The organism is Hathewaya proteolytica DSM 3090, from assembly GCF_900142225.1.
Taxonomy (GTDB): domain Bacteria; phylum Bacillota; class Clostridia; order Clostridiales; family Clostridiaceae; genus Hathewaya; species Hathewaya proteolytica.
Genome location: NZ_FRAD01000035.1, coordinates 1 through 13873, shown reverse-complemented (window position 1 = coordinate 13873; position 13873 = coordinate 1). Strand labels below are relative to the sequence as shown.

At 33.0% G+C, this 13873-nt stretch carries 11 protein-coding genes, 3 tRNA genes and 1 rRNA gene; 1 reads left to right on the top strand and 14 read right to left on the bottom strand.

Going from position 1 to position 13873, the window contains the following annotated elements:
* From BUA73_RS13285 to BUA73_RS13245, 9 genes are all read right to left on the bottom strand, one after another.
* Positions 1 to 1329 (bottom strand): immune inhibitor A domain-containing protein (locus BUA73_RS13285; RefSeq protein WP_143147017.1); only part of this gene is annotated, 1329 nt, incomplete at its 3' end.
* 20 nt (positions 1330 to 1349) lie between these two features.
* Positions 1350 to 5456: a rhoptry family protein gene (locus BUA73_RS13280; RefSeq protein ID WP_072904589.1), complete on the bottom strand. Its 4107-nt coding sequence runs from the start codon at positions 5454 to 5456 to the stop codon at positions 1350 to 1352.
* A 260-nt stretch (positions 5457 to 5716) separates the two neighbouring features.
* Entirely contained in the window at positions 5717 to 6661 is a 945-nt protein-coding gene (locus BUA73_RS13275; RefSeq protein ID WP_072904588.1) for a PSP1 domain-containing protein, read from the bottom strand.
* Entirely contained in the window at positions 6662 to 7612 is a 951-nt protein-coding gene (locus BUA73_RS13270) for a DNA polymerase III subunit delta' (RefSeq protein ID WP_072904587.1), read from the bottom strand.
* 66 nt (positions 7613 to 7678) lie between these two features.
* Positions 7679 to 8008, bottom strand: coding sequence for a cyclic-di-AMP receptor (locus BUA73_RS13265; RefSeq protein WP_072904586.1), 330 nt, complete (start codon positions 8006 to 8008; stop codon positions 7679 to 7681).
* A 160-nt stretch (positions 8009 to 8168) separates the two neighbouring features.
* On the bottom strand, positions 8169 to 8795 hold the full coding sequence (gene tmk, locus BUA73_RS13260) for a dTMP kinase (RefSeq protein ID WP_093426707.1): 627 nt from the start codon (positions 8793 to 8795) through the stop codon (positions 8169 to 8171).
* A 74-nt stretch (positions 8796 to 8869) separates the two neighbouring features.
* Entirely contained in the window at positions 8870 to 10306 is a 1437-nt protein-coding gene (locus BUA73_RS13255) for an aminotransferase class I/II-fold pyridoxal phosphate-dependent enzyme (protein ID WP_072904585.1), read from the bottom strand.
* Entirely contained in the window at positions 10285 to 10497 is a 213-nt protein-coding gene (locus tag BUA73_RS14640; RefSeq protein WP_072904584.1) for a sigma factor G inhibitor Gin, read from the bottom strand. Before BUA73_RS14640 ends, BUA73_RS13255 begins: the two co-directional genes overlap by 22 nt.
* Positions 10498 to 10559: 62 nt before the next feature.
* Entirely contained in the window at positions 10560 to 12134 is a 1575-nt protein-coding gene (locus BUA73_RS13245) for a hypothetical protein (protein WP_072904583.1), read from the bottom strand.
* Positions 12135 to 12424: 290 nt separating this feature from the next.
* Between BUA73_RS13245 and BUA73_RS13240 the strand changes: the two genes are divergently transcribed.
* Positions 12425 to 12778 (top strand): hypothetical protein, encoded by a 354-nt coding sequence (locus tag BUA73_RS13240; protein ID WP_072904582.1) that lies wholly within the window; start codon positions 12425 to 12427, stop codon positions 12776 to 12778.
* A gap of 20 nt (positions 12779 to 12798) precedes the next feature.
* Here BUA73_RS13240 and BUA73_RS13235 read toward each other — a convergent pair whose 3' ends face one another.
* The 5 genes from BUA73_RS13235 to rrf all read right to left on the bottom strand — a co-directional run bounded on the left by BUA73_RS13235 (position 12799) and on the right by rrf (position 13751).
* Positions 12799 to 13287 carry a hypothetical protein gene (locus BUA73_RS13235; protein ID WP_072904581.1) on the bottom strand — a complete coding sequence of 163 codons (489 nt, stop codon included), beginning with the start codon at positions 13285 to 13287 and terminating at the stop codon, positions 12799 to 12801.
* Positions 13288 to 13394: 107 nt separating this feature from the next.
* A tRNA-Cys gene (locus tag BUA73_RS13230) sits at positions 13395 to 13469 on the bottom strand.
* 6 nt (positions 13470 to 13475) lie between these two features.
* A tRNA-Phe gene (locus tag BUA73_RS13225) sits at positions 13476 to 13551 on the bottom strand.
* A gap of 3 nt (positions 13552 to 13554) precedes the next feature.
* Positions 13555 to 13629 (bottom strand) — tRNA-Asn (locus tag BUA73_RS13220).
* 5 nt (positions 13630 to 13634) lie between these two features.
* Positions 13635 to 13751 (bottom strand): 5S ribosomal RNA (gene rrf / locus BUA73_RS13215).
* Positions 13752 to 13873 lie beyond the last annotated feature (122 nt).

The following is a 13873-nucleotide window of genomic DNA, read 5'->3' as shown; positions in this document are numbered from 1 at the left end:
TTGAACTGATGCAAAATCAAAGTACGGGTCTATATCATACCAAGTTTTAAAAGTTAATTTTGCATTGCTATCAGCCGAAAGCTCTATGGGAGTTTTAGTTGTCATGTAGTTTTTTAACTTATCACCTTTACCACTAAAGAAACATTGGCTCCCTTCAGTTGGCATTACCACTCTTTCTGCATATTTAGGAAGGTCAATTCTTACAACGTCTTTATTTTTTCCTTTAAGGGTAGCTTGATCTAGTACAACATCAATTCCTTCTGCCGTAACATCATCTAAGCTTATTTTTTTCATATTTTGCCAATTGGCCGCTCTTTTTCTCTTTTCAAAATCCTTCTGCAAAAACTCTTTACAGTAAGCACCATAGCTTACAGGCTGTGAGCCTCTTGGGTTACCTGTGTAACTTCCACCCATTATGGACCAGTTTTCTACAGGTGGTTCTGATTTGTTTGTATCATACAAATCTGGAAGTCCTAAAACATGTCCAAATTCATGACAAAATAAGTCTAAGGGTAAGTCCTGCTCAAAAATAGTGAAATCCTCAACGAAAAATTCTTTTCCGCTTTTATCTGTTACTTTGTGATTTTTGTTTACTATAGCTTGTTTTTCAGCGGGAGTATACAAATCCATGTTTTCACCGAAAACATTGAATCCCCATCTAAAAGGCCAAATTGCATCTTCCTTAAGAGAACCCCCACCCCATTCTTCTCCAAGACCAGGGTGGATTACTACTAAACTATCTATAATGCCATCTGGTTCGTTATAATCTCCGTCACCATCTAAGTCCCATTTATCTTCAATATCAAATTCAGACAAATCAACGTCCTTTGATGCCTTTTGTATTGCTTCTAAAACCAGATTTCTAGCATTTTTTTGGTCACTTTTATCTACATTGGCACCGTAAGTAGCAGCCGGCTTATCTGCTGTATACCAGCCCATTACCTTGCCTTTGAACTCATAGGTACCACCGGATTCTTCCTTGAAAAATTTATTTACGGTTATATGATCATTTCCATCTTCCGTCTTGTATGTCTCATCACCAAAGAAAAGTTTTTCATAAAAATCAGCTGTGGTTTCCTTTCCTGTAAATGAATTTATTCTAAAATCCTTTTCTCTTTCATCTAGCTCCGTATATCTATAATCAGGAAAATCTATTAATATAACTAATGGTTTAGCCGTAAACTTTTCTGCACTCTGCGTTCTATCCACAGGAGCTAATGGATTTTCAAATACCCCTGTAGTCTGACCAAAAGCTGTCATAACAGGGCTTATACAATTCACCATCATGGCTGCCGATAATACTGCACCAATTATTCTACCTTTTTTCATCTAAAAATTCCTCCTTTATACTATTCTGTGATCTTTACAGAAATCCTAATTGCTCTTTTAACCACACGCTCTGTATCACCATTTTGAATGATGGAAAGCTCAGTTGACATATAGTCCTTTCCTGACTTAGATGTTATATCCATGCAATTAATATAATAGTTATCTTCTTCCCTTTCTATCTTAGCGGTATAGACATAACTATTTTTCTCATCATCATGATAATAGAAGTCTGGATACATTATTTCAAACTTTTCATTTTCTCCAAGCAATTCGTTGTCAAGTTCAATTTTTATCCTATCACCTTTTTTACCTTCTTTTGATATCACAGCTACTTCTTTTACTTTTGAATTTATCATAGTATTATACGCACCATTTACTCCAATTGAAGCATCTTCTAGCTCTTTAAGTGTTGCACCCACATTGTCTCTAACCCTTTTAGCTTCATCTACAACCAAGGTAAAAATCTGTTTTGACCCCTTAATTATTTCACCTATTGAACTTCCCTCATAAGGAGATACTTCACCATTATCATAGCCAATTTTTGTGTATTTCTCCATGTTACTTATAAGTAGAGAAAGGTTCTTTCTTTCTTCCTCAATTTGAATCTTTGTATCCTTAAGCCCACCTATCTTATTTTGCAATTTATTCAACTTGTCATATACATTTGCACCAAAGTGTTCATTCACTTTAGATTTAGACGCCTCTTGCAAAATGCTATATGCGTTTTTTACACTAATTACCCAATTTTCATCATCTATTGTGACATTTTCCTCAGATATATCACTCAATCGAGCATAAGCTTTTGTAAAATCATCTGCATCCTTTTCAACAGCCGCTTTATCTGTTGCTCCTTTAAGTGCATCTAATTTAGTCTTTTCTTCAACTAGCTTATTTTTTGTACTCTCATCTAGTTCTCCGTAAACACTTAAGGCTGATATTATGTCAGTTCTATTTTCTAAAGTAACAGTCTCCACTGTTAAACTTAAAAGAGAATTAAAATCACTTCTGAATTTTTCTGCTTTTTTAGCTGATATTACACCCAATAGAGCATTTAAATTTTCAACATCAGTTACTAGTGCATTCTTCAAATTTACATCCTGCATTCCGTTATATTGACTTATAACTGCCTTTATACTCTCTTCATGTTCAACTCCCACAGTATCAATTGTTAAGTCAAACACACTTTTATGAGATTCCTTAAATTCCTGTACTTTATCATCCATGGTTTTTTCTGTTATATTAACATAAAGTTGAACCACTTTTATTACATTCCCTTTCGTATTCTGAATAGAAAGAGTAATTTTAGCATCATTTGTTGAATAAGTTTTAGTTAAACATCCCAGCAATAATGAACTTGCAGTGGTTTTTTTTGTTGCTACCTTGGACCAATTCTGACCATTCAGATCATAAACATAATCATTTACAGTGCGTAAAACCTCATCTTTTTCTAAAGGTATGATTACTTCTACTGTTTCCCCTATTTTGCCATTAATTCTACCATCAACTACACCCACAGCATTTATAAGGGCCACATTGGAATTCTCATACTCACTCATAGCTTTTTTTAATTGACTTATAGCTTTAGTTATATTTTCCTTTGTATCAGACACTTGAGTTTTCTCTACCATAGCAATATTATTTTGGAATATATCCCAGGAACCAACTATTTTATCGCCCTCATTTATATTTGAACTAGGCTCGTCCTCTTTTTTTACACTCTTTGCTGACACAATAGTCTTTTTCAATTGCTCAAACTCTTTCAGCTTTTCAATGTGAGATCTAAAACTTTCCATCAACTCTGATTCAGCAGACAAATATCCTTTTGAAACGTCATTGAGCCCTGCGTATTCATCCTCAGCAGCTTTTAAATCCGCTTCATCACCTAATAATAATCCATCAACCGACTTTTTTAATATCGTATCATGGTTATTCTTAAATACTAGAGCATTAACCTTGTCCATTAATTTTTGTAGGTGTTCTTTTATCTTTCCATGGGTTGTAAGTTCAGACTTAGAATCTACTATATCTTTTGAACCCGGTTGAAGATCATCATATTTAGCAATAGCAGCTAATATAGTTTCCTTGTCACCACTTTGAACCGTATCAGTTGTCTTCTGAAGAATATCTTTGTATGACTTTGTAAAATCAGCTGCATCAACATCTATTCTCAGCTCGTTTATCTTTTTCATTAAATCAGCAAAAAGCTGGCTTTCCTTAACTAATAATTCTCTAGCTTTTTCTGAAAGCAACTGGTATTCATCAATAGCGCCCTGTATCTTTTCCCTATGCTCAACCTTTACAGTCTCCACAGTTAAACTTAATTCAGTATTGTACATGGTTCTAAAGTTTTCTACCTCTTTGTCAACATTCTTTCCAGCTATTATAACAAGTAATCCTTCAAGCTCTATCTTTTTTTCTTCTAAAACTTTCTGGGCAGATGGTGATAACGTAGCAATCTCAGCAATTACCTCTTTTATCCTTACATCATGGCCAATTTTCACATTTGATTTATTCATATCAACTATTACATCTTTATTTTTTTCCGTGAACTCTTCCACTTCTAATTTAACAATGTTTTCTATGCTAAAATTGAGTTCCTTACTTGCCGTATTATTATTTTGTAATCTCATGAAAACATTATATGCACCAGTACTATTGGCTACACCAGATATATTATTAGTGAAATCGAAGCTTATACTGAATTCACCTTGCTTATTCATATTTACTTGATCGAAATAGCAAATCTTGTCCTCTATATTTTTGATGATTAAGACCATTCCATTATCATCGTATTCCACAGCCTTTCCACTGATAGTAACCATTTTACCTTTAACAGATACATTCAGTTGAGATAGCAATTCCCCACTTAATTTAGCATTTAATCTTTTCAATATGTCTTCTTCATTACTCAATTTAGATTTTATTTCATAGTGAGATATTTCTAATTCTTTTAATGCTTCTGAAATTTTATTTTTGTCTGCTAGAACCACTGTGTCAACGGTTTTCTCAAGTAATTCTCTGTAATCTGTTTTGAATGTAAATACAGCTTTCTCTATAAATTGATTGATAAAATTCACCAACGAAGTTAGCTTTATCTCCTCATTTTTTAGATTTTCCTTATCTGATTTACTCAATGAATTAAATTTTTCTATAGCATTTTTTATTTCCTGCTTGTTATTTATAAGTTTTTCATCTAAAGTCATATTAAATAAATGGGAATAATCTTTTTTGAACTTTTCCACTGAATTTATACTTTCACTCACTGGTGGATAATAGGGCAATGTTTCACTCAATAGTTTATCAACCCTTGTTTTCTTTTCCTTTAAATTTCCCAACTCATCATTTAGTATTGATCGCATATCCTCAGGTATTGTTTCTATATAATCCAACGCTAACTGGATACTTTTTTTATCCTCTACCTTTAGTTGTTCATTCTTTTTGTCAATTAAAGACGAATAAGATTTTCTAAAATCAATAATTTTATTCCCCTTTACAATTGTGCTTAAGAACTCTATATTTAATTCCCTAGCTTTTAATTTTACATCACTACTCTCTTTAACCTTTAAAAAATCATTTATTAATTTAGTAGTTGTTTCAATATCATCTAGCTCATATCTTTCTTTTACCTTTTTAATGTTTACAGAAATATCATTTATTATCTTCTGTTGAAAGTCATCAATCACCACAGACCAAGAAGGAAGGTAATATGCATTTTCCTCACAACCGCCAAACTGACTAATGTACTCACGAGCCTTATTTATTTGTTCTTGGTAAAGCTTTTCTTTTTTAGTTACCATATCGCCTTCATATATTATCTCATACAACTTTACAAATAAATTTTGCTGTACAGGATCTAACATTGCAGACAGTGTCCCGGTTAAATAATCTCTTAATTTTTTATCTGTTTTAAGTTCTTCACTCAAAGCATTTATAGCCTTTCTGGCTACATTGATATCACTCTGTAACCCTGTGGTTTTAGCTTTTACCGTGTAATTATATGCCTGAGACCAGAGATCATCCTTACTATTGTTTACAGCTGATACCGCCATAGTTCCTTCCATTAAAGTCCCCATAGCTGTTGTCATCACCATTAATGAACTCACGATTTTACTTTTATTCTTGGCCATCTTCTTCCTCCCTTATATTATCAACGTCCTTTATGAACAAATTCGGAAACCTTGATAAGTGTTGTACTAATTATACCACTAAACTATTATCCACGCAAATAAATGTTCACTTCTTTAATGATTTGTTAATATATTTTACAAAGTTGATAGAACCTATAATAACATTAATGAATTTTAAAAAAATTGTGTAGATTTTTTCTTAAATTTATAATAGAATAAAAAATACCGAGAGTTCTTTCGAATCCTCGGCATTTTATTTTTTACTCTTTAATTATTTCCTTAACCTTAACTTTAGTTTTTTCTTCTTTTAGAATGTCACCCACTAGCAAACTGTCATCTGCATCATCAAGCTCTAATTTTATTACATCGTCATTTTCATCCACCATGTATGCTCCCTTTATCAGCTTTACATCTTCCAAAGCTATTAATTTTATATCCTCTTCATCCTTTATGCGAACTTTCACCTTTACCAGTTCCTTTAGAAGGTTACAGTCCACAACCTCCCCTTTACCATATTGGTCAGTAGACACAATAGATCCTACACATGGCATTTTTTCTCTTACACTTTTATATGCTTCCTCTTCATACGTCAAACAACACATCAATCGGCCACATATGCCAGATATCTTTGAAGGGTTTAGCGACAAACTCTGCTCCTTTGCCATCTTAATAGATACCGGTGCAAATTCTCCTAGGAAAGTGGAACAGCACAAAGGCCTTCCACAAGGGCCTAAACCGCCAATCATCTTAGCTTCATCTCTTACCCCAATTTGTCTAAGCTCTATGCGTGTCTTGAATATGCTAGCAAGATCTTTTACAAGTTCCCTAAAGTCCACCCTTCCCTCTGCGGTAAAGTAAAATATGACTTTGTTATTGTCGAAAGTATACTCTACATCAATAAGCTTCATGTTTAGACCGTGCTTTTCAACTTTTTCCTCGCATATTTTTATAGCATCTGCCTCTCGCTTTTTATTTTCCTCGTGTTTTTTTCTATCCTCTTCAGTTGCAACTCTAAGCACGTCCTTCAGTGGAGAGACCAACTGCTCCTCTGGTATTTCCTTTATGCCTACAACACAAATACCATACTCAATTCCCCTAGCTGTTTCAACAATAACGTGGTCGTCTTTTTTTATATCAAAATCTTTCGGACTAAAATAATATATTTTACCCGCTTTTTTAAACCTAATTCCAACAACTCTTATCATTTATGCCTCCTGTATCTTTATCAACATATCCGTAAATACCAAAGATGAATTAAGATTATATTTTAAACTTTCCATAGAATCCACCACAATTTTTACCATATGATTTAATTGATTCAATGAAAAAATAGTACACAGTTTTTCTACTTCATTTGTTTTGTCTATATTAATGAGAAGATCATGGTTGCCTGTTTCTTTGTATACAATGGCATCCCTAAGTGTGCTTAAAAAGCATTGAAATAAATCCTCTCTATTATTTCCGTAGTTATTGAATACGTTTTCATATTCTAAAAGCTGTATTTTATCTATACCCTTTATTTTTAGCAGGAATTCAAATACTAGCTGCCGTGTATCTGAAAAATCCTTATCATTTAAAAATTTGTCTACCTTTCCCGGTATACCATTCCCAAAGGCTATGGCAAGTTTCATTTTATTTTCATCTATCTTGTTATATTGTTTCAATATGTACCTTCTCATATTTTCATAATTTAAAGGTTCCAGTTTATGAATCTGGCACCTTGACTGAATAGTGTCCAAAACCTCCCCAAGGTTTTCGCATAAGAGAAAAATGTATACCCCTTTCGGAGGCTCCTCAATGGTTTTAAGAAATGCATTTTGAGCTTGCTCAGTCATCTTATTTACATTGTGGACTATAATAACTTTTTTATCACCTTCAAAGGGTTTCTTATTCACTTCTTCAATAAGTTGTCGTACTTGGTCTACACTTATGCTCTTTTTATTTTTAAAAACATCACATTTAATCAAATCTACGTAATCCCGCTGCTGTTTTCCACCTAATATTACTTTTCCAATATAAGTAGCTAACACGCTTTTCCCAATGCCATCTTCACCAAAAAAAAGATGAGCATGGGCGAATTTCTTGTTATAAAGCGCTTGTTCTAAAGATTTCAGAACAGCTTCATGACCAATAATAACATCTACCCCATCACTCATCTTCAACTCTCCTTACTACTCACCAATATGAAAAACACTCATCCCATATTGACTTTTATTCATATATTATATTCTTACAAACCTGTCTACATCAACAACAAATATAGTTGCTCCACCTATTCTTACTTCAACTGGATATGTCATGTAAACGCTGGCTGCCCCTGATGTTGGAGGAGGTGATGTAACCATTTGCTTTCTTGTTTTGCAGACTTCTTCCATTAAACCCATTACCTCGTCTACCTTATCATCGTCTACACCCATCATAAGTGTTGTATTCCCTGATTTTAGGAAACCACCTGTGGTTGCAAGCTTTGTAACTCTGTAACCATTGTCGGATAATACATCTACTAAATCGCTAGCATCTTGATCTTGAACTATTGCCATTACTAATTTCATTGCTTTCCCTCCTTTTCCCTGTATACACTTTATTTTTTATCGGTATAAAACATAGGGATTATTATAGATTTATACAACTTACACGTATAAATTCTTATTTATATTTTACCATACTTTCATAGTAATGATAAGATATAATTTATATTTTCACAATATTCTTCTATAGAATCTTTTCTAGTATATCAGTAATCTGTTTCGTAACCTCTTCCTTTTGTAAAGATGCATCAACTTTTTTTATTCTATCAGGGTAATCCTGAAGCAATTTTAAAAAACCTTTTCTAACCTTACTGTGGAAGTCAAGTTTTTCCATGTCTAATCTGTTCATTTCTCCCCTTCGCCTCTCTATCCTTTCAAGGCCTACTTCCATATCTAGATCAAGAAGAATAGTGAGATCCGGTAGATAACCGTCCATGGCGAACTCATTAATTTTGTAAACTTCATCCATACCAATGCCCCTTCCACTACCTTGATATGCTAGGGAAGAATCTATAAATCTATCGCATATAACAGTTGTGCCGCTTTCCAGTGCAGGAATCACCTTCTCCACAAGATGTTGTCTTCTTGCCGCTGCATACAAGAGCGCCTCTGTTCTTCCATCCATATTTACATTTTTTCTATCTAATATGATAGATCTTATACTTTCCGATATAGGTATACCACCTGGTTCCCTTGTGCATATGCATTCTATGCCACGCTGCTTTAAATATTTTTCTATTTCGGTGATTTGAGTAGTCTTTCCAGCCCCCTCACCACCTTCTAGTGTTATAAATAATCCTCTAGTTCTCATGTTTTTCCCACCCTTATAATATGGTCTCATTCCATAATTATAAATGCAATTTAAGCTCATGTCAAAACAGATTACTAATTCTTAATTACCTTTATTAAACCATGGTCTACACCTAAAACGGTAAGTTGATTTTTCAAATAATAACGTATAACATCTATTGCTTCCTTGTTAATTCTCTCCCCTTGTACAACAAGTGGTATCCCTGGTGGATAAGGTACAATACTTTCTGCCGCTACCCTTTTCTCCGATAGCTCATATTTCACATTCTCAGTTGATTTATCCATAACTTCACAGGGTTCCAAGATTTTTTCACCAATGCTGTAGTCAATGCAAGGTACAAATTGTTCACAAAAACTATTTAATCTACACAGCCTTAAAGCATCATAAAGGTACTTAAATTCACGCTCATCATTGAATGGTGACGGTATAAGAATTACATTTCTGCCATCGCTCATCTCTGCCTGTATCTTTTTTTCCCTAAGATAGTTTAGTAATTTGTGTGCACTATATTTTTTATCTAGATTTATCACAAATCTCGTATTGTCTATTCTAGTACTCAAACAGGAACTCTCATCACTGTACATGTCTTCATCACCTATAACATGTAATCCACTTAACTTATTAATTTTATTTCTATATTTATTGCAAAGAGAGTAAAATTCTTTGTACTTTTTATGTCCATACTTATAAAGATAAAACCATGCGTATTCCATGGACATCATCATAATATAAGATGGGGATGTGCTCATCAATGCACTTACATAAAAATCTGTTTTTGAAGAGTCTACAGATTGACCTATATGCAAATAAGCTGTTTGAGTAAAGCTGCTTAATGTTTTATGACAACTCATAACCACCATATCACAGCCTAACTCCATAGGGTTTTGAGGCAACTCCTCAATAATACCAAAATGGGCTCCATGGGCACAATCCACAAGAACTTTCATACCATACTTATGCGCTTCCTCCACAATAAATTTTAAATCTGCGCATATACCGTAGTAATTTGGCCACGTGATCATGACTCCTTTAGCATCCTGGTTGTTTTTAATTAGATTGACTAAATCCCCTTTATTGTAAGAAAACCCACACTGATATCTTAGATCTATGTGGTTTTTTATATACACTGGCTTTAGTTCTCTCATAATGACAGCATTCATAACAGAACGATGACAATTCCTCTCTAAAATAATCTTATCGCCTCTATTAAAGCATGAATAAATCATAGCTAAATTTCCGCAAGTGCTGCCATTTATAAGATAATAGGACTTACTACTCTTGTAATAATGACTAAGTCCTAGAAGGGATTCTTCTATAATTCCCTCAGGGTTGTGCAGGTTATCTACACCATCCACCTCTGTTATATCAGCTTTAAAAATATTATTGTAAAATGCCCTTCCTTCTTCTGTTTGGAGAAAACCTTCTCCTCCTTTATGCCCAGGCATTGTAAATGGTATATTCTTTTCATCTATATATTTCAATACACCACTTATAAGTGGTATTTGTTGCATGTATACCTCTCCTTTTTTATCACGCGATTAATCACACATTTTTTTAACTTCTCTTTATAATACTCGTAAAAATCTGTATTAATATCCGCTTGAATAATTTTTTCCTCACAGTTACAACATATCGTCTTGCCTAATATCATTATACCACTGTCCAGAGGCCTTTCACATATTGAACAAATATCTCTACACATACTTTCACCTCATCATACTTTAGATATCTATGATTATTGCCTCATTTCCTAATTTTATTCAATTAAATCCCCATTATATCCATATATTTTTCTAATTCAATTATAAAATTAATTAGATACACCTTAGCCTCTTGTCCCTGTAGTTCATTGTTAATTTTTATATGGTAATCAATACTCTCAACAATAGCACTGCTAATGCTATAATTTTTTATAATGTAAAGATTTTTTCCATTGGGTATATGGAGTTTTTTGTCAAATATTGACACACTGCTCTGTCCCTTTACAAAAATAATGTAGTCCTCAGTCTTAGGAATAAGCCTAGACAATACAATATTATAATTTGGATATTTATCCACGATATCGATGATATTTTTAATATGATTGATATAGTCTTCAAGAGTATATTCTAAATCCACTCCTATGAGGCCTTTAAAAGCCGGCTTCTCATACCTTGCTGTAATTACCATTTCCCTCGTTGGAATAGGTATGATTTCAGTATACTTGTAAGATTCCACATTCTTTTTTAAATGAGTTATAAAGAATTCATAATACTTTTTCAACTTTACACAATTATATTTTAAAGACATTTTGTCCACAAAATCCTTAGGAATGGTAGAGAAAGATAGCCCATGGTGTATTAAAATAGAATTAGATGGCATTTTAATGAGTTCCTTATATTGCCATTCATTGGCCAACTCATAATTTACTTTGTAGGAAAAAATAAAAGGTCTACATTTTTCTTTGATCATATCAAACTGCTTTTTTAAAGACACTATGACTTTTTTATCTGAAGAAAGCTCAGCAAAGGTGCCCTCTATTTCATTATCCACAGAATTTCCTATGAGAGCACAAGACTTTCCTACAATCATAAGAGTGCTGCTAACCAAGTTGTTCTTTACCTTCGGATAGTAAAAAGAGCTTATTTCCCCGTACTCATATATATTGCTCCAAATATGTAATAAATTCATAATGTGGTTTATATCATTTATTATGTTATGAATAATAACCAGTTTTATCCCCTCAGTTAGCCTCTCCCTAATAATATTGATGACCTCTGAGACAAATCTATCGTCATTGTAAATAGACAAAATGTTTTCATCCGTGTGGAAATAAATAGTACTGCCTTGAGGCTGATTTTTCGCGTATCTCAAGGCTTCCAATAATGCCTTTTTTCTTCCCTCCAAGCCGAAATAATGCCATGTTGTATCAGTTAAAACCCCATGTTTACAGCCTTCCTCATTAGCACATGAAAGATGGCACTTTTTATGATGGGTGTTGCCGCTTTTGTGATGCCTTTGAACATTTATACTATACTTTTTTATTAAGTCGTTATCCGTAATTTCTGAATCTTCACTAGTAAACCATTGATAGATACAATTTTCAATATTGCTTTCCGCAGTTTTCCATAAGTCTTTTATTCCAACGGCACTTTCCACAATAGAAATTTTCTCCTCAGTGTTTATTCGCTTAAAAAAATACTTAATCATTGGCATAAGGAAATTCTCATTTTTAGGCAACTTCCTTTTTCCACTTCTCAACCTAGAAATAAGAGAAGGATCCACCAAAATGCTATTGGCTAAGATGCTGTTTTTACATTCAGTTAGTTTCATCATAAAATCTAATTTTAAATAAAACACTTTTATTCATCACCTTTAAGCTGATTTTTATTATGATATTATTTTTCATTAAAAATTGCTATTTTATTTAATATTATAGCATATTAATTTAAAATGTTAACACTTTATTCAATATAAATTAGTAAAATGTATGTTTTTATGTTTTAAATGACATTTAATTGTCATTTTACTGAAATATTTGTCATTGACATTTGAATAATCACTATTTAAATTTATTAACATATAATCTATAATCAATATAATGTTAATTATAATAATATTTAATTTACAATCAAATTGAGGTAATTATTATGAAAAATTTCACACAAAATAACGTTGATTTAATTATTCACAAGGATTTTTCAGATATAATTTCATATAGAACTACTTCACTCAATATCTTAGTCAATATCATAGATAAATCCTCTAAGAAAAATTTAGTTACTGAAAGTTTATCTTCGCTAGAGCTAATAAAGCAAATTGAATTGAAAGGCAGTAAGGGTTTGCGTATGACCTCCCCAGTGTTACGTGATGGTTATTTAAATATCAACGTAAATTTTGACCACACTTTAATTGAAAAGAACCGACAAGAAATGAGCATTACATTGGAGGTAAAAAACACTTTCATAAAAAAACATATATCCTTTACTTATACAAAAATATAGAGTAAGGAGCTTTAAGCTCCTTACTCTATATGACATTTGCTATTCTTAAGTATCTTAAGTAAATTATCACTAGGATTAAAATAGAATTTTTTTAAAACTCCGCTATCTCTATAAGTGCACATATAATGATTTTTTATTTTGTAAAAATCGTATCTTGTGCCAATAAACCAAAGTATTTTTTCTCTAAAGCTAGTACATTTTTTTATCTCCACAATATCACATATGTTCACATCTCTAAGAAGACATTCTTGTCTCCTGGTCAGTTTATACACCATAAGTTGATCTTGGAACACTGAGTATTTGTATTTTGTATCAATCTTCCTTAACTCGTTAAAGAATAAAATAATCATAGCAACATCCATTATATATTTTAAATATATATACAATCCACTTTTTAATGCTATGATGTCCATAAAATCAGAAATGACTATAATACAAACTATCATTGCTGTAAATCTTATTATAATAGCATTTTGGTGTCTTTTCACTATCTCTTTATAAAGTGCCATAGTGCATTCCCTCCATTTACAGTTTTATCTAATGGCGAACCTCTAGATAAGGACTTATTAGTATTTTGGTTTAGAATTTAAAAAGCTAGTGAAATTTCACTAGCTTTTGGAGGCGCCACCCAGATTTGAACTGGGGAATAGAGGTTTTGCAGACCTATGCCTTACCACTTGGCTATAGCGCCACACATTGGTGGCTCGAACTGGAATCGAACCAGTGACACGAGGATTTTCAGTCCTCTGCTCTACCGACTGAGCTATCGAGCCATATGGCTCCGCGAAAAGGATTCGAACCTTCAACCTATCGGTTAACAGCCGAGTGCTCCACCATTGAGCTATCGCGGAATATGACCTGGCAACGTCTTACTCTCCCGCAGAGCCTCCCCTGAAGTACCATCAGCGCTATAAAGCTTAACCGTCCTGTTCGGAATGGGAAGGGGTGTTACCTTTATGCTATCGTTACCAGATGCATGTAGTTCTTTGAGGCTTTGCCTCTTAGAAATACAGTACTCATGAGCCTAAGCTCAGGAGTTTCATTAGAGAATTTATTCTCTCAAAATTGTATAATGAATAAGTAATTTGGTCAAGT